We start from the raw sequence: 23,827 nt of genomic DNA on the forward strand, positions 1-23,827 counted from the left end.
AATAGCATTATGTACGTTTTACCACCTTCCGAACAGGGCGTAAGTATTACAAGCACAGCAGCAGACGTCCCATAAAAAAATGAAAAAGGATATCCAAGCAGCCAACAAGACTGTAGGATATCCTTTTATACTATTCATATAGATCGCTCTGCTTAACATCATCGATGATGCTTATTGTGCCGCTGAATGCGTACGTTTAAAATCTTCTTTTACCGCGGCCAGCAGCGCTTCATCTACCAGGAGCTGCAACCCCGATAAGGCTAACGCCTTCGCGCCAGTCACTAAGGCTTCCTCTCCCTTGGCAGAGCCAGCCGCTTCCCGAAATTCCACCGTATGTGCGATCAGATCATCCGGTCCGATTTTAATGTAGGCATGCGCAGTCGGAATGACATGGCTCACATTACCCGCATCCGTCGAGCCGATTCCGCCACGGGGTCCACGATCCAATTGTTCCCCTAGCGCTTCCAGCTCCCGGCCTACAACTTCATCCAGCGTATCGTTTAGAATGAAATCACGCACTTCATTTTGAAAACGTTCAATCTTCACAGTAGCCCCTGTTGCCAATGCAGCAGCTTCTGCGATATTGCGAACCTTCGTGGAAATCTCCTCCGTGCGCTGCCAAGTGCTTGCCCGAATGAAAAAGCGCGCCGATGCGTAATCCGGGATAATATTGGGCGCGTCTCCCCCATGCGTAATAATGCCGTGAATCCGTACATCGGTGGGAAGCTGCTGACGCAAGGCATTGATGCCGCTGAACAATTGAAGAACCGCATCCAGCGCATTAATCCCCTCCTCCGGTGATCCGGCTGCATGAGCCGCTTTGCCGTAAAAATGAAAGTCCAGCGGGTCAACCGCCAGGCTTGGCGAAGTCAGCCGGGTTACACCAGACGGATGAACCATCAGCGCAGCGTCAATCCCTTCGAACAGCCCATGCTTTACAAAGCTTCCCTTCGCACTGCCATTAGGCCCACCTTCCTCTGCCGGAGTGCCGAATACATACACCTCGCCTCCCGTCTCGTCAATCACCTGCGCCAAAGCGATGGCGGCAGCCGTACTCGCCGTCCCGATAATGTTATGACCGCAAGCATGGCCCAGGCCAGGCAACGCATCATATTCCGCCAGGTATCCGATTTTAGGACCTTGTCGGGTCGAAGCCTTACGAGCAACAAATCCCGTTTCGTGACCCGCTACGTTACGAGTTATCTCAAAACCCGCCTGCTGCAAAATATCCGTCAGTACCTTGGAAGCTTGAAATTCCTGATTGCCGATTTCAGGGTTAGCATGAATAAACCGACTTGTCTCCGTATAGAGCGTCCGGGAACCCTCGATTTGTTCTATAATCCGCTGCTTGTGTGTATCCACCGTATTCGTTGCACTCATCGCAATCTCTCCTCTTTTTTAGAATAATATGCTTTCAATCCTACTTTTCAAACGCCCTTACTTCTTTTGCGCTTTGACATCCGCCACCAGCTTATCCAATGTAGCCTGTAGCTCCTCGGCAGACTGGTCTACCACTACGTTGGCTCCTTTGGAATCCTGTTTTACAGCTTCCGCGACCTCCGGATCATGGTACAAATCCACAATCGTTTGGTAGGTTGCATTGTCCTTATCCTCTGCACGGGCGGCAAATACGTTAACATAAGGCTTCGCTTCCTCGCTACTTGCATCATCCTTGTAAATGGACGCGTCCAGCTTGAGCCCGGCATCTGTAGCGACACCGCTATTCACAGCCGAAGCTGCTACATCAGACAACACACGCGGCGTCTGTTGGGCGACGACAGGAACGATCTCCAGCTTTTTCGGATTGCCTTCAATCTCATCCGTGGTTGGATACAAGCCTGCACCCTTCTTCAATTCAATCAGCCCGGCAGACTGGAGCAGTTTCAAAGCACGTCCCTGATTGGAGGGATCATCCGGTATAGCAATTTTGGAGCCGTCAGGAAGTTCCGATACATTTTTGAATTTTTCGGAGTACAGCGCCATCGGAGCAATGACCGTTGCACCAATGGGAACAATGTTCAGATCATTTTCCACGTTGAACTGACTGAGGAAAGCCAAGTGCTGAAAGGAGTTCAAATCCACCTCTTTATTGGCAAGCGCCTTGTTGGGCAACGTGTAATCCGAAAAGCTGATTAGCTCGATTTCAATATTTTTAGCCTCTGCTTTCTTCTTAAACACATCCCAATATGTGTCTTCCGACCCGGAAACCCCGATTTTAACATGCACCTTGTCATTTGCACCTGAGCCTGCACCGTTAGCCGAGCACGCAGAAAGAAGAGATACACTAAGGATAGCGAGCAAACCCAAGCGAATTATTTTTTTCATATCCATTTCCCCTTTAATCGTTATGTATGATACATGTTTTCAAATCAGCGTCGTAAAAATTTACGTGACAGGTAGTTCCCCGCATACTGGGCAACCTGTACAAAAATGATCAGCAAAACAATCGTGACAATCATTACCGAGGTATCGAACCGTTGATAACCATAGGTCATCGCCAGATTCCCCAGACCTCCCCCGCCCACGGTGCCCGCCATGGCAGAGAAGTCAATCAATGCCACTGTAATAAACGTCAGCCCGAGAATTAAAGGTCCCAACGCTTCCCGAATCAGCACACCCGTGATGATCTGATAAGGAGTCGCCCCCAACGCCTTGGCTGCTTCAATCATCCCCGGATCGATGGAAACCAGATTATTTTCCACAATCCTCGCTACAGCAAAGGCCGCTACAATGGTCATGGGGAAAATAGCCGCCGAGGTTCCAATGGTGGTCCCCATGACTAAGCGCGTAAACGGGCTAATCGCGACCAAGAAAATAATAAACGGAATCGGCCGGATGATATTAATCAGCAAATTCAAAAGCATAAATACAAATTTGTTTTCAAACAGGCTCCCTTTGCGTGTCACATACAATAACAAACCAATGGCAAGCCCCAAAATACTGGCGAAAACCAGCGTGACGACAACCATCAGAAGCGTTTCTCCTGTAGCCTCCACCACCTTCAGCCAAAATGTATCCCAATTAACTCTCATGATCGACGACCTCCCTGACTTCCACCGTCGTTCGCAGTTCTTCCACGACCTTATCAACCTCGTCTTCGGCCCCGATCAACTCCACAATGAGGCTGCCGAACAGTGCTCCCTGTAGCTCATTAATGCTGCCGTATACGATGTTGTAATCCAGATTGTATTTGCGTGTAGCCCTCGATAGCACGGGTTCACTTGTCGCCCCATCCCGAAAAATAAGTCTGTACAGTCGTCCGGCGTGGTGCTCCCGAATCTTCCTCAGCAGCTTGGGTGAAAGCTGATCATTCAGCACTGAGCGAATAAAATTTCTCGTCGTTTTCGTCTGTGGATTGGCGAATACATCGAACACATTGCCCTGTTCTATCACCCTGCCATTCTCCATCACCGCGACACGGTCACAGATACTACGGATCACGTTCATTTCATGGGTAATGAGTAAGATCGTAATCTGATACTCCTCATTGACTTTTTTCAGCAGCTTTAATATATCTTCTGTCGTCTCTGGGTCGAGCGCCGAGGTCGCTTCATCACATATCAGAATATCCGGCGAATTTGCCAGCGCTCTGGCAATGCCAACCCGTTGCTTTTGACCGCCAGATAGCTGCTCTGGATACGAATCTGCCTTATCCTCCAGCCCTACAAATTGCAATAGTTCCTTAACACGAGAATCAATCTGCACCTTTGGCAGTTTAGCCAGCTTTAGTGGATAAGCCAAATTCCCATACACGGTACGCGAATTGAATAAATTAAAAGTCTGGAACACCATCCCGATCCGCCTTCTTAAATCCCTTAGCTCCTTGGGGCGTATCCGGGTAATATCCTGATCATTCACGACAATTCGCCCCTCTGAGGGACGCTCCAGCAAATTCACAAGCCGTAACAACGTGCTTTTACCTGCTCCACTGAAGCCAATGACGCCGAAAATCTCTCCTTTTCCAACGGATAACGTAACGTTTTCCAAAGCACTTACCTTTCGATTGGGCAAAGAAAATATTTTGCTGACCTGTTCAAACTTAATCAAACCTGCTTACCTCCTTACATTTGCACCTCTGCGTTCCCACTTTTTTAGTAATCCGGTTGAAATAATCGGAATTATAGCCTAAAAAAAGCTCCCTTGGCTCCGTTTATACCGGAGGTGGGATTATTTAACTATATACCGTATGGTTAACACCTTAAGACAAGAAGGAGAATCTGTCAATAAAAATGAATACATCCTTCATCCTCCTGTGATCACAGCCGCTTACACTTTTGGGCATACAAAACCAAATAAGGCCGACCGGATGTTTGCAAAGTTTGCAAAACCGGCAGCCCTGTTCACTGTTTAAGAGTATCGTTAAATCACTAACCAACTAACGTGCAGTCGTATCTTTCAAATCCGCTTCAAAGCGAAGGCCGATCTGCTGTCTTGCATCCTCCATCACTTCGGCGACTGCGAGTGAACATTCCAGTGAGTTAATGGAGCTATTGCGTTCTCCGCTTTTAATCAGATCAATAAACTCCTGAATTTCATAATACATCGGTTCGCGCGTCTGTGCTTTCGTCAAATCCTCAATTGTGCCGTCCCGATAATGAATTTTCACCTCATACGGTTGGCTAATTTTATCAATCACCATCGTTCCATTTTCACCCTGAATTTCGGCAGGTAAATATGAATCGGTAATTTTGGAATGCATCACGACGGCATCCATATCCGGATATCGCATAGCGATGCTGCCTTCCCCATCTACACCAGAGGACAGGAGCACACCAACCGCGCGAACTTCCTCCGGTTTGCCGAACAATGCCACCATAGGATACAGGCAATAAACCCCAAGGTCCATCAATGAGCCATTCGAAAAAGCCGGATTAAAGGCATTCAACACTTTTCCTTGCTTAAAAGCATCAAAACGTGATGAATATTGACAATAACTTGCAAAATAACGCCTAACACGGCCTATTTTATACATATGGTCTTTAACAATTTTAAAGTTTGGCATAAGCGTAGATTTAATGGCCTCCATTAGCAAAACATCATTGATGCGCGCAGCCTCAATCATGCTCTGCACCTCCGTTGCATTGGAGGCAAACGGCTTCTCACACAGTACGTGCTTTCCGTGATTCATACACACAATCGCCTGCTCCGCATGCAAGGAGTTGGGACTGGCAATGTATACGGCATCCACCTGATCACTTGCAGCCATTTGCGCCAAGTCTGTAAATACCTCCGGATGGCTGTTGTTCTTGGCAGCAAAAGCTTTGCCTTTATCCTCTGTTCGTGAGTATACCGCCGTCAGGGCAAATTCGTCCGTCTCTACCGCAGCTTGAATAAACCTCTCCGTTATCCAGTTGGTTCCAACAATACCAAAACGTATCACAGTATCCCATCCTTCCCCGTGAGTAATTTACATTTAAAATATGTATCCATTCTCGCATTCTAGCCTAAGCTTGTCCACTATACAGTTGAGCATACTTCGTCCTTGGAGATAATCTATTCGACAAAAAAAGACTGCGGTCATCAGCCAAATTCATTCTGATTGTACCACAGTCCTTGTATGTTTATTGGGTTTTATACCTCTATTTTTTAGAAATCACCTTGCCTACCTCTACCAAAATGGCATCCATGGAAGCTGGGTCATGCACGTCATATTCATCAATGTTCAGACGCAGCACAGGACAGGCATCGAACTCATTGATCCAATTGGAATACCTGCGATACATTTGCTCCCAATAAGATCGCTCTGTCTGGATCTCCATTTCACGACCGCGCTCCTCGATCCGACTCAGTATGGATGGCAAGCTGCCTTCCAGATAGACCAGTACATCCGGGTGCGGGAAAAATGGCGTCATCACCATCGCCTCAAACAGACTGGTATACGTTTCATAATCCGTAGGGTTCATCGTCCCCTGATCGGCATGCATTTTCGCAAAAATTCCTGTGTCCTCATAAATCGAACGGTCTTGCACAAAGCCTCCACCGGACAAGAAGATGTTTTTTTGCTCCTTGAAGCGCTCGGCCAGAAAATAAATTTGCAGATGAAAGCTCCATCTTTCGAAATCATGATAAAACTTCTCCAGATATGGATTATGATCTACCTTCTCCAGGGAGGTTTTAAAGCCAAGGCGTTCAGCCAGAGCCCCCGTCAGCGTGGATTTACCCACACCTACCGTACCCGCTACCGTAATCAGGGCATTCGCGGGGATGTTGTAATTATTCATTGTATAAGCTCCTTTACATCGGAAACAATCAGTTCAAATTGTGCTCGGTTTTCTACAAAATCAATCTCATTCCCGTTAACGGTCAATATCTTGGGAAAAGGAGCCTGTTTGGCGAGAAATTGCATGCCTTTATCATAATCGATAATAAGTTGCTCCAGATAGGCCGGGTCCATCTCCTGTTCAAAGGAGCGCGCCCGTTTGCGAATTCTGCCCAGCAACGTATCCAGATCGGCTTTAATGTATATGATCACGTCCGGCTTAGGCATATCGTCGGTGAGCAGATGATAGATTTGGCGATATTTTTCAAGTTTCACACCCTTTAGGGTCCGCTCAGCAAAAATGAGGTTTTTATAAATATGATAGTCGGAAATAACAGGCTGTGCCTTCTCGATATATTGCAGGCCGGTATCCTCCAGTTGCTTGTACCGATTGCAGAGAAAGAACATTTCCAGTTGGAAGCTCCACTCATCTATATTTTGATAAAATTTATCGAGAAACGGGTTCTCCTCGACAATCTCTTTAATAATCGGCATATGCAGCTCCGTTGAAAGCATGGAAGCCAACGTCGTTTTCCCTGCTCCGATCGGCCCTTCAACAGCTATAAATGGGGCTTGTTTCATGTAGTTCCGTTCCTCCTTGTACTTCGGTCCATCCCATGGATAGCTATCCTATTGTATCACAAGGAAGTAGGCTAAAGGCATATACTTTCTCTTATGTATCCTCCGATAAAACAACAAAACAGGGGAGCTATGTCTTCCTTCATAGCTACCCTGTTTCTCCTTGAACATTTCTGCCTTACGCTTATTTAAACCAGCCTTTTTCATTAAAACGCGTAATCGCCTCAATTCGATTGCTGACACCCAGCTTATCCAGAATGACTGAAATGTAATTGCGCACCGTCCCTGTCGTCAGGTACAGCTCACCGGCAATCTCTTTGGTGTTCTTCCCGTCAGCAATGAGCGCCAAGACGGTCTTCTCACGCTCGGTCAGCGGGTTAACTTCGGCATAAGCATCATCGACCAGCTCTGGAGCATAAATGCGACGGCCTGCCATAATACTTCGAATCGAAGAAGCCAGTTCTTCACTGGGACTGTCCTTGAGCAGATAACCGTGCGTGCCTGCCTTGATGGCCCGTTCAAAATATCCGGGACGGGCAAACGTGGTCAGAATCAGCACCTTGCAATTCAAGCCCTTAAGTTCCTCAGCCGCATCCAATCCGCTCTTGATTGGCATTTCGATATCCATGATGCATATATCCGGCTGATGCAGCTTGACCAGCTCTAAAGCCTCTTCCCCGTTGCTTGCTTTTCCGACTACTTTCATGTCCTCTTCCAAGTCCAGCAGGGAGGCCAAAGCACCCAGCAGCATACGCTGGTCTTCCGCAATGACGATTCGAATCATGGCCCCACCTCCTCATTTGGCTTTTCAGTGATATTCGGCACTTTTATGATCAGGGCCGTTCCCTGATCTGAACGCAGTTCCATACACCCGTTTACAAATTCGAGCCGTTCCTTCATCCCTTGCAGACCATTCCCCCGAAAGGCTGCACTTTCTCCCGTAACGCCGACTCCATTGTCCTGAATCCGAAGGGTCAGCTCCTTACGAGACGGCTCAATGGTAATGGAGCAGGCTGTAGCGCCACTGTGCTTCACTACATTGGTCACCGCCTCTTTCATGCACATACTAAGCACATTCTCGTTCATCAAAGACGTATGCTCCAGCTTTGGGTCGCCCTCCAAGGTGAATTCAATGTGAGCAGCCTTTAAAATCTGCCGAATACGCAGTAATTCATCCTCTAATCGCATACCTCGCATCTGAGTGACCATTTCCCGCACTTCTTTTAACGCACTTCTCGCCGTAAGACGAACATCGTTAATTTCAGCGTGAGCCCGCTCCGGGTACTGATCCATCAGCTTGCCAGCCAAATCACTTTTCAGTCCGATGAGTGACAGCTTTTGACCGAGAGTATCATGCAGGTCGCGCGCAATTCTTTGCCGCTCCTCCAGCTTAATCAATTCCGATATTTTCTTATTGGCATCCTCCAATTGCACTTGAAGCCGATCACTTTTATTTCGGTTAAAAGTGGTTATCGGAATCAAGATTACACCAAGCAGATTCAGCAGAATAAAAGGAAGCTGCTTAATAAAAACAGGATCTTGAGCTACGAAGCCGTAATTGATCAATCCAATGGTACAGACCATCAGAACAATATACAGTGTAGTGAATGCGGCCTTGTTTTTGATATTACCAATCAGAAAAGCGATAAATATCGAGAAATACATATAGCTGAATAACAGCGTCATGGTTATGGATATCGCAATCTGTACACTGGTCCAGAAGTAGATCAGCCAGCCTTGAGAGACAAAAGCCAGTACATAACAAGCAAAAAACACTAAAATAATGGCGGTACCCAGCACAATATGGCCTGTAGATGAGGAGCTAAAATAATAGAAGGGCAGGATATAAAAGACAACCCATACATAAGGGTTAAGTCCCGTATTTCTTTGAAAAATCTGATACCATTTTTGCATCCTGCCCACCCTTTATCATTTCACTAATTCAGCTTATATCCCTTATCTTATCATACCGTGTTTCGTACAAAGCTATTTTCTTTCCGTGCTCATAACAGGTGTAGGGACGGGTTTCGTAACGGCAGCACGTTTGCTGAGCAACGGCTTCACTTGTTTAAAGGTCAAAAAGGTTTTCGTGCTTTCATCCCAAAGCCGGAACTTCAGAGATTGCAGACTTGTGCTCACCGTGATAGTCGTCGCTTTTTGAAGCTGCGGGGTGGCATCATGCGCCTTCTCCAAATTGTAATTCGGTACTTTCGGACTCAAATGATGAACGTGATGGAAGCCGATATTACCTGTAATCCATTGCAACACCTTAGGAAGCTTATAATAAGAGCTGCCTTCTACGGCTGCGTTAATATAGCTCCACTCTTCATCATGCTCAAAATACGAATCCTCAAACTGATGCTGTACATAGAACAACCAGATTCCCAGCACACCTGATACAAAAAAAATAGGTGCCTGTATCAAAACAAAATTCTGCCATCCGATGGCCCAGCACAACAGAGCGTACAAAACGACGAGGGATACATTCGTCAAATAGGTGTTCATTTTTTCCTTGCGTTTTGCCTTCTTTGTGTTAAAGCGATAGGAAATCAAAAAAGTGTAGATCGGACCGAGTCCGAACATACCCCCTGGACTTCGGTATACACGATAAGCCAGTCGTGTCCATGCGGAAGCTTCTACATACTCTTCCACCGTAAGCACCCACATATCACCTGTGCCCCGTTTGTCCAGATTACTGCTGGTTGCATGGTGAATCGCGTGGCTATTTTTCCATTGTTCATACGGGCAAAGTGTTATAATACCTGTAATCGTGCCCACAATGTCATTCAGTTTGCGACTTTTGAAGAACGATTGATGACCGCAATCATGAAAAATGATAAATGCTCGTATAACAAATCCGGAAGTAATAATAGTAATCGGAAGAGTCAGCCAATACGATACCGACAGACTAAGATAAGCGGCATACCATAGCAGGATCAGTGGACCCAGGGTATTAATGAGTTGCAGAACGCTGGATTTCATGTTTATTTTCTCATAGGGAGCCATGTTTTTTTTCAATTGGGCTAATGGGAGTTGTGTCATACTTAATGTTGATCCTCCTTTAAAATGACGCCCGTATCTTGATCTCGTCAGGCGTACATGTTGATCTAACCTCAGTATAAGGGGATACCTGTGTTCGCTGTAGTCATAAACGTCATTTCGGGAATATGACATTTGTCATATAGACAAATAACATGACCTCTTTGCCAAATGTTCACGGCTTTCTTTTCGGAAGATTATTTGCTAAAATATAAGATATATAACGCTGTATGTGACTGGCGAAGTCAGTGGAATCAACCACGAGGGAGCATACAATGAAAGCGTGCCGTTCGCCTGGGAGAAGTATTTGCAGAGGATTCGTCTGTCGTGACGACCTTGTGCAAATACTTTTTTTCGTTTTACAAGACTATAACACCCTGTTGATTCCATCATGCGATAAATTTAGAGGAGGTTCGAACTATGGCTATCATTATGAAATCCAAAGAAGCAGCTGAGCAAGTGTATGCAACGATCCGTACCAAGGTAGAACAAATGAAACAGCAAGGGCATCGCCCTCATTTGGCAACACTGTTGGTAGAAGGCGATCCTGCCTCTGCCTACTACGCCCGGACCAAGCAGAAAATAGCGGAGAAGCTGGGCATCTCCTTTCATCTTCATACCTTTGACCGCCATGTAAGCGAAGCCGAACTCCTTCACCTGATTGGCAGCCTGAATGAAGCCTCCCATATACATGGTATTATGCTGGAATTGCCTCTTCCCCAGCATCTATCCGCCTCCGTCATTAAACAATCCATCGCCCCGTACAAGGATATTGATGGAATTACCCCAGGCAACAAGCTGGCTACCGTTACAGGTGAAAGCGGATTGTATCCCGCTACGCCTCAAGCCTGTATTGAGCTGCTCAAGCATTACGGTCACACGTTGGCAGGCAAAAATGTCACCCTTGTCGGCATAGGACAGACGGTGGGACTCCCCCTTTTTCACATGCTGCAAAGAGAAAATGCCACCGTTACCGCCTGTCATGCAGGCACCCGTGATATTGCAGAGCATTTGAGTCATGCGGACATTGCTTTCGTGGCAGTCGGTTGCCCTGATGTGATTACGCAGGATATGGTCCATCCCGGCCTGATTCTGGTGGATGCAGGAATTAACGAGACGCTGGGGGGAAAAATAGTGGGGGATGCCGCTTCGGACGTTGGGGAAAAGGTACATGCGATTTCTCCGGTTCCCGGCGGTGTCGGCACATTAACGACTGCCATCTTGTACAAAAATCTGCTCAAAGCGATTGATCTGCAACAATACTCCCGAGAGGTGGTTTATTCATGAGTGAACTGTCGTGGAATGATTCCATTCGACATTTTCTGAAAGAAGCTGGAAGCGCAGCGCCTACCCCCGGCGGAGGAAGTGTATCCGCACTGGCAGCGGCACTGGGCGTGGCTATGACCTCCATGACCGCCAACCTTTCCCAAGGAGAAAAATACGCGCATGTTCATGGTCAAATCACTGAAGTGATTCATAGCATGGAAAATCTGTCTGCGCGCTGTGAGGAACTGATGACCGCAGATATTCAATCCTTTGAACAATACATGACCGCATTGCGCTTACCCAAAGAAACAGACGAAGAAAAACGCTATCGCACCCATTCCCTACAGACCGCGGTGATCGCCGCCATTGAGGTGCCGATGCGTTTGCTGGAAGTATGCCGGGACGGAATGCAGCGTGCCTACAGTATTGTGGAACTGTCCAACAAAAATGTCATTTCTGATCTCGGCATAGGCGCGATCCTGTTCGAGGCTGCCGCCCAATCCGCCCTGCTCACCGTTGAAATTAACCTTGCTTCACTGAAAGATTTGGATGCCAAACACGCCTATGAAGCGAAAACGGCTGCACTCATCCATGAAATTGGACAAATCAAAGCTCAAACCTTATTGATCGTGCGCAGCCGAATAACAGGCTAAAAAACAACCTCCAAATCCACTCTAAGCGTGGGTTTCTGGAGGTTATTTTATTCGAATAGATGTGTTTTGGAAAACTTTTCTATATATTCTTCGTCTATTGATAAGGAGATATTCCCCAAGGCATTATTTTCACCTTATATACATTGATGAAGAAATGAGGAAAAACACATGAAAAGACGTACTCTGTTAATCAGTATGATCGCGTTGTTATTGTTCAGTTCCAGTGCATGGGCGGCCGAAGATGAGTTGACGTCCCGTATTCGCTCCTATGATTCCGGGAGTCTGATTCAATCCGATGGGAGCTTGTGGTTATGGGGCTATAATCAATCCGTACCGACTCGTGTAGAGGATAAGCCAAACGTTGTAAGAACATTTTCGAATATAATCCAGGAAGGCGATCTGATATTTACCTTACAAGATCATTCCGCCTGGTATGTGCCAAGAAACAACATTTCTGAATCCGTGAAATTCATTCCGCTGGAAGGACTACAAAACATCATAAACGTGCGTATTATGAATGATCATGTGCTCGCCCTAAACGCCGAAGGAACCGTATTATCCGCTGATCGAATCGAAAATGGTGGCAACTTTGCTCCTTTTCAAACCTTATCCGGCATCGAAAATGTTACAGAATTGGATAGTTACTATGAAGAAAGACCGCAATATGAGGAACGCTGGATCTTCTTGAAAAAGGATGGAAGTGTATGGAAAAATACAAGGTCCTTGCAGGGCTTTGAGCCTGTTCCATCATTAAAGGATATTACTGCTATCTCCAAAAACATAGCCTTAAAGAAAGACGGTACTGTATGGACATGGCCCAAGGTATTTGAAAAAAATGCTACCCCATCCGAAGCTTTATCTGCATCGCAGATTCAAGCCTTATCGGACATCAAAACAATTAAGACCATTGGGAGTTCCAATCTCGCGATTGATCGACAAGGACGGTTATGGTTCTGGGGTGAAACGGTCACAGGTTACTCGGATAGTACAACCTATCACAACGAAAATAACCCTGTATTGTTAACAGGTATAAAGGATGTCAAAGACGTCTTTATCGTTGAACGCTCTATCCTTGCACTGACGACAGGCGGGAATGTATATGAAGCGTCCTTGGAAGGTGAGAAGTTATCGTCCACTGTCCCTTTTAAATTACTCGCCAAAAATATTCAAAGCATCCAGGCCGGATTACGGCATGTGATCATGCAAAAAACAGACGGCACCCTATGGGGCTGGGGGGTCAACAAACATGCGCAGCTTGGCATAGGGGATTATGAATTTCTCTACAGTACGCCGGTTCCGGTACAAAAGCCGATTCTCGTCCGTCTCAATGATACACCTGTCCCCCTAAGTAACGGTGTCATTACCCGCAACGGGCAGGCGTTTATTCCCCTTCGTTCTGTTTTTGACAAGCTGGGGGCCGAGGTCACTTATGATTTTAACAGTAAAATAGCGGAAATTAATCAGTCTAAGACAGGAGCCAATCCCGTCTCTCTGCAAATTAATCTTAAAAACGGGCAGACAACGATGAACGGTAACGTTGTGAAACTCACAAATCCTCCCTTCACTGTAAACGGCATTGGCTATCTTCCGCTCCGGCTGATCAGCGAGACGCTAGGGGCCAAAGTAGATTGGATTCAAAAAGAAGATACTATCGTCATTACGACGAAATCGTAAATCAAAAACCAGTCCAAACACGACTCGTGTTGGACTGGTTTTTTTATGGGTTATCCACTGTAGGATAAGCGGCTTTATAGAGCGGATATTTTTTCAAAAGCCGAAGTAACGAAGCCGGGCGTAATGCAGCGTAAAAGTCCCAATAAGGCAGGTTTGTGAAATCTACCGCCGGCATCACAGTTTTATATTCGCGAGTAAAGTCATTCATGGCGTCAATTCCGAAGGCCCACAGCATCTCCAGTCTGCCATTAGCCAAATCAGCAAGCGGGTAGCAATTTAAACTCGTCAAACTTTTTCCCTTCGCTTGATTCTGACATCTATTATCTCCTTATCAGCTGCTTATACACTGCCAATATGAAGGGTAAGAATCACAGAAAAAGCACCTCACACGGCGATACTGCCCATGTAGTGAGGTGCTTACGAATGAACGTGGATCATATACTTATTTTTTCGCTGTATTCTCTGTTTCTCTTTCAATCAGCATATCCACGATCATATCAATCTGTCCGTTAATGGCGATCGGATCATAGCGATAGTACGTATCAAAATCGTTAAAGAACACTCTATTGTTCTTCACGGCAGGCAGGTTCCCCCACACAGCGGACGATTTCAGCTGCTTAAGCGCGTCTCCCTTTTTCTCCGGGTCATAGGTTGTCAGGAACATATAGTCTGCGTCATACTGTGGCAATACTTCCATCGAAAGCTGTACAGTTTGTTCCTTGGAGTTTACCGTTTTCTTCGGCATGTTCAGCTTAAGTGCATTGTATACGGCTTGTCCGCCCCGGCCTGCATTGTCTCCAAATATCCAAAGGGCGTTCTTGTCCGTTAGCTCATACAAACCAAAGGTAGCCTTTTCGTCAATAACTCCTTTAAGTCGTGCGCGGCCTTCCGCAGCCTTTTTATCAAATGCGGCAATAAATTGTGCGGCCTTCTCTTTTTCTCCGGTAATATCACCAAACAGCTTGACCGTATCATAAATGTTAGTCGTAGTGCCATACGGAATATACAAGGTCGGGGCGATCTTAGATAAAGCCTCATAGTTTGTATCCTTCATCACCACAATCAGATCGGGTTTGAGTTCCAGCGTCTTCTCCAAATTGGTCGGGTCACCCACTTCTTTGGTCCCCTTTTCCTTGAGCAAATCAGTTATGAAAGGATTTTGAAAGGCCGTCGGCTCCACACCCACCACATTAGCCCCTACGGACAGTAATTCTCCGCCGTAAAAGTCCGTCACAATACGCTGCGGTTTGGCCGGAATTTGAATCTCCCCTTTGACCGTTTTAAAGCTTCGCATCTGACCGTCTGCCGTATCAGCGTTTTTCTCTCCAGTGGAAGCTGGCTCTTGCTTATCTCCTGAAGATGAAGCGGAATGATTACCATTGCTGTTTCCGCCGCAAGCGCTAATGAATACAGACAATACGAGCATCATAGCAGCCAAAATAAAAAACGATTTTTTCTTCAACATATTAGCCCCCTATGTATTGTAAAAATGATCTTTTCAATTGCATGATAATGATTATCAATATCGTAAGAAATATATCAGGCAGCCTCCCTGCTGTCAACTTAAAATCGAAGTTTCAAAAAAGAGGGGAACTGGAGAATACCTGACCAAATCATCCGATGAGTGGTTCATCCTTATGAATCATTTGATTCCAGTCTCTCACTGGATTTATGCAAAATACTCTTATAGATAAACCGCAAAAGGCCCTACGGTATATGCTCTAGCATACTATCGTAAGTGCCTTTTGTGCGTACCTGTATTGAAAGATGAACATCCTCTACAAGCTGGGCTTGGATGGCTCCATGCAGCTTTCTGATGAACGATGCTTGGTTTTATATTCTTCTCCCCAATCCTTCATTAAGTTAATAATCGGAGTCAGAGTTCTTCCAAATTCGGTTAGAGAATATTCGACTTTGGGAGGAACCTGCTGATAGACTTCACGGTGAACTACACCATCCTCTTCCAACTCGCGTAACTGGAGCGTCAGCATGCGCTGAGTGATCCCCGGACAGATTCGCCGAAACTCACTAAACCGCTTGGTTCCATACATTAGATGATATAAGAGTATCCCTTTCCATTTGCCTCCAATCACATCCAGTGTGTACTCCACCGGGCAGGCCTGATCCTTTCCATCGGGACATTCTCCAAAGCCGCCTTTCCGATTTCGCATAGGTATTTTTCCCCCTTGGTATCATTTTGTATACTACAGCACATTAATGTGCGTACTTCTAAAACAGTCCTGTATATTCTAATATTAAGCATGCCACTTGGTAAGCGTCAAATTCAATAAAAATTCACAAGGAGTGAGTAAACTATGGACACCGTAACAACAACTAAAAATCAAATCTTATCTGCATATGAGTTCAGACATGCTACCAAAGAATTTGACAGCCATAAGAAAATCAGCGATTCGGACTTCGATTTTATTCTCGAAACAGGTCGTTTATCCCCCAGCTCGTTCGGCTTTGAACCCTGGAGGTTCGTTGTCGTCCAAAGTAACGCCATGCGTGAGAAGCTGCTCCCGTACTCTTGGGGAGCCAAAAAACAGCTACCTACAGCGAGCCATTTTGTACTCATTCTCTCCAGACTGCCTAAAGACATGTTGGCCTCATCCGACTATATCAAGGGTGTAATGGAAAACGTACAGCAATTGCCTGCTGAAGTGGCTCAAGGCAAAGCAAAGGTATATGACGCCTTCCTGAAATCGGATTTTGGGCTGGAGGAAAATGAAAGAGCGATGTTCGAGTGGGGTTGCCGACAAACCTACATCGCACTGGGCAATATGATGACAGCGGCAGCTCAAATCGGAATTGACTCCTGTCCGATCGAAGGTTTTAATAAAAACAAAATTGAACAAATTCTTTCCGAAGAAGGCATCATGGATGCCGAGCATTTCGGCATTTCCTGCATGGCGGCTTTTGGATACCGTCTGAATGAGCCGCGTGGAAAAACTCGGCGACCTGCGGATCAAGTTATTGAATGGGTATAACTAAAGGACGAGAAGACCAAAAAGAACCGAAAGCGATATGCTCTCGGTTCTTCGGTTCTTCGGTTCTTGTTCTTACTGATAGTTCACTTCTTCTGCGAAGTAAATCTCCTTCAAACGATCCTTAACGCGCTGAATTTCCTCTGCTGTTAACGGAGCCGTAGGCTTTAGCTTGAAGTTTCTTCCGGTGACATAGCTTACATCCGTGTTCCTATCCAGGTTGAATGGTGTTTTTGGAACCGGATTTCGGGTATAGTCGGTAAAATCAATAATGGACCATGCCATATCTCCATCCTCCTTGGATAAAATGATCCGCTGTGAAGCATTTTCAGTCCACAAGTAACGCAGATTGGCCGGTGAATTATTGGAGTCCATAACTGCCTTAATGCCGGAACCCCTAAACATGAGCGAAAATTCCGTATGATCATTATTCGATCCAGCTAACGATTCATAAATCTGTTTCAGCCCATCCACTCCCACAATCTCGACCTCACGGTCAGCAGGGAAGTGGTTCACAAAGTTCTCCCATATTTGAGACATGTTATGGTTTTTGGCAAGCCAGTTGATGTCCAAAATAATAGACATGTAGTTTACCGTATTTAAACGTTGATACGGGTTATCTAAATATTGCTGTGCTATATACAGTTGTGGTGCCGCATCCGTTTCAGTCACATATGGGTCACCTGGATGGAGAGTCCAGCGTGAGGAATCCTTTGTATAGCGTGATCCAATGGGATCAATCGTAATCGAGTTCATAAACACGATACCGCTATTATTTGTAAGCCCCTGTGCTGGAACAATCGGATTATCCTTATTGGACCAGTAAGGCATCAAAGGTGAGCCTTCACCATACATGCTGTTCACATTATACTGTGTAGCCGACCACCCCATCGCTGAAGTGATCTTAAAATGATTTTTAAGCCATTGGGCCTGCTCAGGGTTCACCGTAAAACTGGTCAGTGATTTAGGCAGATACTTCCGGTATTGGTCTGTATCCATGCTTTCAAACACCGAAGGTGATCCCAACGAACCGGATTGGTGCAGCTCATTGAGTGCATTATAACGATACATATACAACCACTCGTTCATCCGTGCTTCCCATTCAGGGAGTTCGTACAGATTATTCGGATACCCGTCCAAAATCCCAACTTCATCACCATACTGATCCACATATTCCAAAACCTTTTTAAGCTGCGGGCGATTCGTTTCTACAAAAACAAATCTATTTTCCATGGCCCAGGTCACTTTTAAGTTGGGGCCAAAGTGATCCATCAGCAATTGACGAGCCTGCTCAATTTGCTCTACCGTGGTCGTACTGCCCGCATCTTGTCCCTGTAGCATCATCGAGACAGCAAAATATTGCTTTTTGCGCTCTCCCGGTACTACAGTTAACTCGGCATCGGATATGAAGTGAATTCCCTGAGATGGTGATTCAACCTCGATCTTGAATGGAATGACAGAGTTCACTGCTGGAATCAGATGCAGACTGGCAATATGCCCATCCTTGTCAAATATCCCCCTAGAATCCTCTATCCGAAGCTTCAAGTCTGACGGCAACAAACCTGGCGGTATGACCTCTCCCTTTGCATTGTGAAATACATAGGGCATACTCCAGGCTACAGGGTCTAGAGTAGTGGCCTGTGAAATGGTGTACGTCGCCAAGTATACGGACCTGATTACACTCGGGTCCTCTACTGGAGGAGTCTTCCCTTTCACGATCAGCTTGGTCTGTGCTTTAAGCACCTGATGGGGTTTGGCAATTGTGACTTCTATCTCTACAGGAATGTAACCATCAGCAGCAGGAATATTTTCGGAACGCGCGATTTTCCCTTGTTCATCAAAAACACCTAATGTATCACTAAATGTGTAAGTGACACTTGTGACGCTGACATCGGGAATGCTTACCAAGCGTCCTTCATTGTATAGCTGAAAGGACAGCTGATATGCAGGATACGTTTCCGGTTGATTTACCAACTCCGGCGCCTTGATTACAACCTCATCCACTACAAAATCCGAAGAATGATCCGGTGGAATCACCGGTGGTTTCGGTTTCGGTCCTGGTGGCGGCGTTACTGGCGGTATTACTGGTGGTCTAGGACTAGGATCTGATGGTCTAACTGGCGGTTCCGGCTTCGGCTCTGTTGGTGTTATCGGCGAGTCCGGTGGATCCGGCCTTGGACTATGGCTTCTGGGCTCTTCGATTTCCGGATTCGCCCGCTGATGGCTAATTTCAGGCGCCAAGTCTACCACTACCTTCTTCGATTCTGGTAGGCTGATCGGCTGATTTGTCGTTGCTGCTCCACTTCCTAATGACTCCAGCAAACGCTTGGCACGTTCTCTCAGATCGTCACCGCCTAGCCATATCCGATAAGCAACCAGTGTAGCATCTTGCCGTCTCACAGACTCTTTGGGGTGGAAATAGTGATTTGTATCCCCTTCCATCAGTTCCAACCGTTCCATCAGCCATATGCTCGTTTGTGCATAGTCTGATATATCAGACTGATCCACAAAACTGGATATACTGGAAGCGCGGGTATCTTCAGAAACGCCGAAATACCTGGCATACCAAACTGCCATATCCTGACGAGTCATATTGTGCTTTGCACCGAATAACTGATCACTAATTCCTTTGGTAATGTTCTCTTCCTGCAGGGTCTGCACATAAGATAGAGCCCACGGCGACACATCTGTAAAAGGAACAACACTTCTGGTGTTCGACGTTCGTTTTACGGTTTTAGCAAAGATACTCGCCCACTCCTGCCGCGAAATAAAATCTATGGGCCGGAAGCTGCCATCGTGATAACCAGTAACAACCCCTTGAGCAGCCATGGCTTCAATCGCATCAGCAGCGTAGGAATGCTCAATATCGTTAAAGGCCCTGTCTGCAAAAACAGGTACAGTATGTACGCAGAACAACCAAACAGCTAGTAAACCAGCCATGTACAGCCTAATTTGTTGTAACTCCTTTTTACATTTCATAAGATTCTAGAGCATTTCCCCTCCTTTATGATGTAATACCAGATCACTTCCCCATGTACTCCTGTTCATTTGTGAAAATTTTCTCTTTTGTTTTCAAACGAATTTTCATAACAATTGACACCAAACTGTATATACTTGAATTATCGGAATAATCTCCCTAGGTTTGAATAAAGACTGTAAAAAAAGTCGCTTTAGGTATGCTGAATTATCCTTTAAATCGTCATTATTTCAAAGCCATATATCCCGATCATTTAAAATGGTTTTCATTGGAAATCAAATTTTCATCCCTTTTCTTCCATCACTGTATGTTCTCATTGCCAGCGTAGAAATAAAAAAGATAACAATGTATATAATCCCAGATGGGTATACACTATGTTATCTCTACTATTGCAGATCACTCTCACTTACTTATTTGCTCGTTATTTGGATCACGTATTAGCCATTCTATATCATCTGGGCTATTCTTTTGTAGCAGCACCTTGATAAACATAATAGTAACCCTCTGAAATCCCATCTTGCGGATAAGCTGCAGGATCTTCGCTTGTTACTTGACCTACAAGCTCCCGATTTATAAACGTGTGAGATCCTTCCTCTATTAGCGCTTCAGCAGACATACCACTGATAGGTCTTACTGTACTGGACCAGAATGTAACTAAATATATATCGTCAGGATTAAATTGAAAGCGTCCTTCACTTGGCGTCCCCTCATAAAACAGCTCAGACAAAGAAGTAGCTTCTGACCCTCTCATAAAAATTCGAATATCACTAGTTCCATTCCATCTATGAGGAATTCCACCTCTGGGATTGATATACTCTACAACCTCAGGCTCCTGATCGCGAAGAAAATCAGTAACTGTAAATTTGTAAACCGCATCCGTTATGCTTTCGGTTACAACTCCAGTTGTTTTCCCCGTTTTATAGCCGCTGAAATCTCCATACACATTTGGGGTTTGGCTTAAAGCGGCAAAAAACCTTTCCTGATCCATATATTCTACTCTTCCAGGTACTGCAGTCAATCTATATGTCTTCACCTCAGTACCCTTGTACTTGTCCCAAGTATATTCTGTGGTAGCTGCGTAAGATACCCCGCCGTTCCAGCCCAATGATGCTACTACTAGCAAGGCTAACATCAAGAGCAATGACCATTTTTTCAACATCTTCCCCTTAACCCCTCTCCATTTGCACTCCAATTATTTAATAAAATTATAGCTTCTCTAAAATTCTATTAACAGTTAAAATTTAGAAGAAACTATAGATAATTTATGTCCTTTGTAAATTGGCTAGACCTAAACAAAATTAGTACTTTCTTTCTATTTCTCTTTGGTTTATTATTCATTAGTATGTATTATTATTCATTTATATGGAGGATACCTATGAACCTTAAAATGATTGAAGAGCTATCCTTGAACAACTGGCAGCCCCTGTCCACTTTGCTTTACGATGGATGGATTTTGCGCTTTGCAGATGGTTATACCAAACGTGCCAACTCGATTAACCCGATTCATTATTCAACCTTTGACCTCGATCATAAAATTGGAGAGTGTGAGAACTTATTTTCAGATCGTAACTTGCCCGCAACCTATAAAATCACTCCCTTTATCCATCCCGAGCATTTAGATCGCATTTTAGAGGAAAAGGGCTATTCCCTCATTGACCCAACAAGTGTTCAAACCTTGAAGCTGGATAACCTAAGCAGCCCCCAACTAAATTCGGTGAAAATAGATGAACATATGAATGAAGAATGGTTAGCGCATTTTTGCAGACTCAATCATGTGAAAGATCATCATAAGGGCATCATGGAACGCATGTTATCTAATATCATAACGAAGAAAGGGTTTATCTCGCTTTATGACAACAATCAAGTTATTGCTTGCGGTCTTGGAATTATAGAAAGAGAGTATCTAGGTTTATACGATATTGTGACCGATTTGAATTACAGAAATCAGGGCTTCGGGGAAGAAATGATATTACATTTGCTCCAATGGGGACAAGAACACGGGGCCAGATACAGCTATTTAGCCGTTGTAGCCGATAATAAACCTGCACAACGGCTTTATGCCAAACTAGGATACTCGGAAGTTTATACGTATTGGTATAGGGTTAAAGCTTGAGCCGTTTTTCCGTTTCCGAAGTAAGCTGCTTTTACCTTGGCAAAAGAAAAACCGAGCGAACTCAGTACGTAACCTGAATCTCGCTCGGTCATGATCTCTGCATTTTAGCAGCCGTCTATTTCTTATCTAATTCTTCAATTCTCTGCCGCTTTCCTATGCCAAAGACAAAATAGCCGACAATGACGATCACCATGAATGATGCTCCGACAATCAATGACGTGCGCGTGTCTGGATTGAACCACATTCCAACGATCACCAGGGACAAGAAGATAATGGTGATGTAGTTGCTGATCGGGAAAAAACGAGACTTGAAGGGATGATCTTCCATTTCATTCTTCCACTTTTTTCTGAATTTAAATTGGCTGATCGCCATTGCAAACCACGGTACCATGCCTGGAAGAACACTGGCGCTATAAATATACAGGAACAGCTTGGAATCAGGGATTAAGTAATTAAACAGCACTCCCACTAGCAGCAAGGAAATGGTCGCAATAATACTATTTCTGGGAACCCCGCTTTCGGAAACTTTCCCAAAGAACTTGGGGGCTTGTCCGTTTTTAGACAATGTATATAACATTCTTCCCGCACTGTAAATCCCGCTGTTGCAGCCTGACATCGCGGCTGTGAGAACAACGAAATTAATGATGCCCGCAGCGGCAACAATCCCTACTTTGGCAAAGGTCAGAACGAAAGGACTGCCGATCTCGCCAATTTGATTCCATGGATAGATTGTAACAATAACAAAGATCGCACCCACGTAAAAAATCAGAATACGCCAGATAATATTCTTAATGGCCTTTCGCAGCGTCATTTTCGGATTTTCTGCTTCACCCGCCGTAATGCCCACCATCTCTATACCTTGATAAGCGGCCGTTACAATACAGAGCGCAAATAGAAAACCTTTTAAACCACCTGCAAAAAAACCGCCATGGCTGTACAGATTGGAGAGACCAATCGGTTGCCCGCCGTTCCCCAGGCCAAAGAAGATCATACCCGTGCCAATAATCAGCATAAAGATAATGGCGACAATCTTAATCATGGCAAACCAAAATTCGAATTCTCCATAAAATTTCACAGCCGCCAAATTGGCTAACGCAATAATGATGACACCTGCCAAGGCTGGTAGCCATTGCGGAATGTCAGGGAACCAATAGCCCACGTACACCCCAATGGCAGTAACCTCCGCCATCCCTACAGTAACCCATAAAAACCAATAGCTCCAAGCGGTCAAAAAACCGGCCAAAGGGCTAATATATTTATGTGCAAAAGTAGCGAATGAACCTGTCACCGGTTCGAGAATCAGCATTTCTCCCATCATCCGCATGACAAAAAACATAATAATCCCGGCTAAGAGATAGGCCAACAGCACAGAAGGCCCCGCCCATTTTATCGTACTTGCTGACCCCATAAACAAGCCAACGCCAATGGTGCCTCCAAGCGCAATGAGCTCAACATGCCGTGGCTTTAGCCCTCTCGTTAATTGTTTCGATTCCAAAAAAACGCTCCCCTTCGTATATGTTCATCATCAAACTGAAAGATATGGAAAACAGTCCCTATCCCAAAAAGGATATCGAGATATCGGTCTGCCGTGATGCTGATTTTGCCAATACAGAGCTACTTCATTATCCGAGTGCGTACAAGGAAATCACGTCCAAATATGAATCAAGCCTTGCTGTTCCTGAGTCCGACCCTGTAGCAATGAAAGAATTGTATGACAAAAAAAACGGAAAATCAACACTTGTTAATTAACCAATGGTTAAAGAATAATGGTAAAAAATAGAGGACCAAATTTGTCGTTGCGACAGCTTATTCACTATGACCACGCTTAGAGCTAATATATTTCACGGAAACGTGTTTATCAACGACAAACTTCACTATTGCCCCATCAAAAATGATCATTTTCCTACAATTTATCTACAAATAATTCTTAGTTGCTTTCTTTGCATTCCTGATATGTATTTCATAGCTTGCTCAAAAAGTATTCCTTTAACGTTATAGAAAAGAAATTTTATTGGTTTGTATCTTTCACATACTTGAGCAATTCTCCAGGCTGGCAATCCAGCGCAGCACAAATACGGTCAAGTGTATCCAATGTAATGGATTTAACGTCAGCCCCACCGTCAGACACCCACTGACTTATCGTATTGGGACGTATCCCTGATTTTTTCGCCAAAGCATACATTGACATTATTAACTCCAATATCAACTGTTCGTTTCCCAGCCTCCGCAGGCATTCGTCAGATGTAAAGAAGTTTCATATATGCGAGTAATCATACGCTG

General features: G+C 45.1%; 23 protein-coding genes and 1 riboswitch. Of the genes, 6 read left to right on the top strand and 17 right to left on the bottom strand.

Going from position 1 to position 23,827, the window contains the following annotated elements; genetic code table 11:
• Positions 1 to 171 precede the first annotated feature (171 nt).
• From E0698_RS17495 to E0698_RS17540, 10 genes are all read right to left on the bottom strand, one after another.
• Complete coding sequence (locus tag E0698_RS17495; RefSeq protein WP_192512373.1) at positions 172 to 1,380, bottom strand: M20 family metallopeptidase; 1,209 nt, start codon at positions 1,378 to 1,380, stop codon at positions 172 to 174.
• Positions 1,381 to 1,437: 57 nt separating this feature from the next.
• The gene (locus tag E0698_RS17500) at positions 1,438 to 2,325 is read right to left on the bottom strand and encodes a MetQ/NlpA family ABC transporter substrate-binding protein (RefSeq protein WP_192512374.1); all 888 of its coding nucleotides are present in this window, start codon (positions 2,323 to 2,325) and stop codon (positions 1,438 to 1,440) included.
• Positions 2,326 to 2,369: 44 nt separating this feature from the next.
• Positions 2,370 to 3,032, bottom strand: a complete 663-nt coding sequence (locus E0698_RS17505; RefSeq protein WP_149095947.1) for a methionine ABC transporter permease — start codon at positions 3,030 to 3,032, stop codon at positions 2,370 to 2,372.
• The gene (locus tag E0698_RS17510; protein ID WP_192512375.1) at positions 3,022 to 4,047 is read right to left on the bottom strand and encodes a methionine ABC transporter ATP-binding protein; all 1,026 of its coding nucleotides are present in this window, start codon (positions 4,045 to 4,047) and stop codon (positions 3,022 to 3,024) included. The genes E0698_RS17505 and E0698_RS17510 overlap by 11 nt, the downstream gene beginning before the upstream one ends.
• 328 nt (positions 4,048 to 4,375) lie before the next feature.
• Entirely contained in the window at positions 4,376 to 5,377 is a 1,002-nt protein-coding gene (locus tag E0698_RS17515) for a Gfo/Idh/MocA family protein (protein ID WP_337916338.1), read from the bottom strand.
• Between the two features lie 202 nt (positions 5,378 to 5,579).
• On the bottom strand, positions 5,580 to 6,221 hold the full coding sequence (locus E0698_RS17520; RefSeq protein WP_134911064.1) for a deoxynucleoside kinase: 642 nt from the start codon (positions 6,219 to 6,221) through the stop codon (positions 5,580 to 5,582).
• Positions 6,218 to 6,841: a deoxynucleoside kinase gene (locus E0698_RS17525; protein WP_149095950.1), complete on the bottom strand. Its 624-nt coding sequence runs from the start codon at positions 6,839 to 6,841 to the stop codon at positions 6,218 to 6,220. Before E0698_RS17525 ends, E0698_RS17520 begins: the two co-directional genes overlap by 4 nt.
• 181 nt (positions 6,842 to 7,022) lie before the next feature.
• The gene (locus tag E0698_RS17530) at positions 7,023 to 7,622 is read right to left on the bottom strand and encodes a response regulator transcription factor (RefSeq protein WP_025683815.1); all 600 of its coding nucleotides are present in this window, start codon (positions 7,620 to 7,622) and stop codon (positions 7,023 to 7,025) included.
• Complete coding sequence (locus E0698_RS17535; RefSeq protein WP_192512377.1) at positions 7,619 to 8,752, bottom strand: sensor histidine kinase; 1,134 nt, start codon at positions 8,750 to 8,752, stop codon at positions 7,619 to 7,621. The genes E0698_RS17530 and E0698_RS17535 overlap by 4 nt, the downstream gene beginning before the upstream one ends.
• Positions 8,753 to 8,824: 72 nt before the next feature.
• On the bottom strand, positions 8,825 to 9,880 hold the full coding sequence (locus E0698_RS17540; protein WP_192512378.1) for a fatty acid desaturase: 1,056 nt from the start codon (positions 9,878 to 9,880) through the stop codon (positions 8,825 to 8,827).
• 219 nt (positions 9,881 to 10,099) lie between these two features.
• Positions 10,100 to 10,184: riboswitch (ZMP/ZTP riboswitch) on the top strand.
• A 113-nt stretch (positions 10,185 to 10,297) separates the two neighbouring features.
• Here E0698_RS17540 and E0698_RS17545 point away from each other — a divergent pair.
• The 3 genes from E0698_RS17545 to E0698_RS17555 all read left to right on the top strand — a co-directional run bounded on the left by E0698_RS17545 (position 10,298) and on the right by E0698_RS17555 (position 13,470).
• Complete coding sequence (locus tag E0698_RS17545; RefSeq protein WP_192512379.1) at positions 10,298 to 11,164, top strand: bifunctional 5,10-methylenetetrahydrofolate dehydrogenase/5,10-methenyltetrahydrofolate cyclohydrolase; 867 nt, start codon at positions 10,298 to 10,300, stop codon at positions 11,162 to 11,164.
• The gene (locus E0698_RS17550; RefSeq protein WP_192512380.1) at positions 11,161 to 11,796 is read left to right on the top strand and encodes a cyclodeaminase/cyclohydrolase family protein; all 636 of its coding nucleotides are present in this window, start codon (positions 11,161 to 11,163) and stop codon (positions 11,794 to 11,796) included. The genes E0698_RS17545 and E0698_RS17550 overlap by 4 nt, the downstream gene beginning before the upstream one ends.
• Before the next feature lie 168 nt (positions 11,797 to 11,964).
• On the top strand, positions 11,965 to 13,470 hold the full coding sequence (locus E0698_RS17555) for a stalk domain-containing protein (RefSeq protein ID WP_192512381.1): 1,506 nt from the start codon (positions 11,965 to 11,967) through the stop codon (positions 13,468 to 13,470).
• Positions 13,471 to 13,513: 43 nt separating this feature from the next.
• Here E0698_RS17555 and E0698_RS17560 read toward each other — a convergent pair whose 3' ends face one another.
• The 3 genes from E0698_RS17560 to E0698_RS17570 all read right to left on the bottom strand — a co-directional run bounded on the left by E0698_RS17560 (position 13,514) and on the right by E0698_RS17570 (position 15,641).
• Positions 13,514 to 13,759, bottom strand: a complete 246-nt coding sequence (locus E0698_RS17560) for a hypothetical protein (protein ID WP_192512382.1) — start codon at positions 13,757 to 13,759, stop codon at positions 13,514 to 13,516.
• 153 nt (positions 13,760 to 13,912) lie between these two features.
• Positions 13,913 to 14,935: an ABC transporter substrate-binding protein gene (locus E0698_RS17565; protein WP_192512383.1), complete on the bottom strand. Its 1,023-nt coding sequence runs from the start codon at positions 14,933 to 14,935 to the stop codon at positions 13,913 to 13,915.
• A gap of 313 nt (positions 14,936 to 15,248) precedes the next feature.
• Positions 15,249 to 15,641, bottom strand: coding sequence for a winged helix-turn-helix transcriptional regulator (locus tag E0698_RS17570; protein WP_134911072.1), 393 nt, complete (start codon positions 15,639 to 15,641; stop codon positions 15,249 to 15,251).
• A 144-nt stretch (positions 15,642 to 15,785) separates the two neighbouring features.
• Between E0698_RS17570 and E0698_RS17575 the strand changes: the two genes are divergently transcribed.
• On the top strand, positions 15,786 to 16,460 hold the full coding sequence (locus E0698_RS17575; RefSeq protein ID WP_192512384.1) for an NAD(P)H-dependent oxidoreductase: 675 nt from the start codon (positions 15,786 to 15,788) through the stop codon (positions 16,458 to 16,460).
• 72 nt (positions 16,461 to 16,532) lie between these two features.
• Here E0698_RS17575 and E0698_RS17580 read toward each other — a convergent pair whose 3' ends face one another.
• Positions 16,533 to 19,436, bottom strand: coding sequence for an S-layer homology domain-containing protein (locus tag E0698_RS17580; protein WP_192512385.1), 2,904 nt, complete (start codon positions 19,434 to 19,436; stop codon positions 16,533 to 16,535).
• Between the two features lie 458 nt (positions 19,437 to 19,894).
• Positions 19,895 to 20,593, bottom strand: coding sequence for a hypothetical protein (locus E0698_RS17585; RefSeq protein ID WP_134911075.1), 699 nt, complete (start codon positions 20,591 to 20,593; stop codon positions 19,895 to 19,897).
• Between the two features lie 216 nt (positions 20,594 to 20,809).
• Between E0698_RS17585 and E0698_RS17590 the strand changes: the two genes are divergently transcribed.
• On the top strand, positions 20,810 to 21,547 hold the full coding sequence (locus tag E0698_RS17590) for a GNAT family N-acetyltransferase (RefSeq protein WP_192512386.1): 738 nt from the start codon (positions 20,810 to 20,812) through the stop codon (positions 21,545 to 21,547).
• A gap of 115 nt (positions 21,548 to 21,662) precedes the next feature.
• On the opposite strand, the gene E0698_RS17595 is transcribed toward E0698_RS17590, so the two are convergent.
• On the bottom strand, positions 21,663 to 23,042 hold the full coding sequence (locus tag E0698_RS17595; RefSeq protein WP_192512387.1) for an amino acid permease: 1,380 nt from the start codon (positions 23,040 to 23,042) through the stop codon (positions 21,663 to 21,665).
• A gap of 20 nt (positions 23,043 to 23,062) precedes the next feature.
• Here E0698_RS17595 and E0698_RS17600 point away from each other — a divergent pair, with 20 nt between their 5' ends.
• Complete coding sequence (locus tag E0698_RS17600) at positions 23,063 to 23,296, top strand: hypothetical protein (RefSeq protein ID WP_192512388.1); 234 nt, start codon at positions 23,063 to 23,065, stop codon at positions 23,294 to 23,296.
• Between the two features lie 259 nt (positions 23,297 to 23,555).
• Here E0698_RS17600 and E0698_RS17605 read toward each other — a convergent pair whose 3' ends face one another.
• A complete protein-coding gene (locus E0698_RS17605; RefSeq protein WP_337916337.1) occupies positions 23,556 to 23,753 on the bottom strand; it encodes a helix-turn-helix domain-containing protein in 198 nt (65 codons plus the stop codon).
• Between the last annotated feature and the right edge of the window lie 74 nt (positions 23,754 to 23,827).

This window comes from Paenibacillus sp. 23TSA30-6, assembly GCF_014858585.1.
GTDB lineage: Bacteria > Bacillota > Bacilli > Paenibacillales > Paenibacillaceae > Paenibacillus.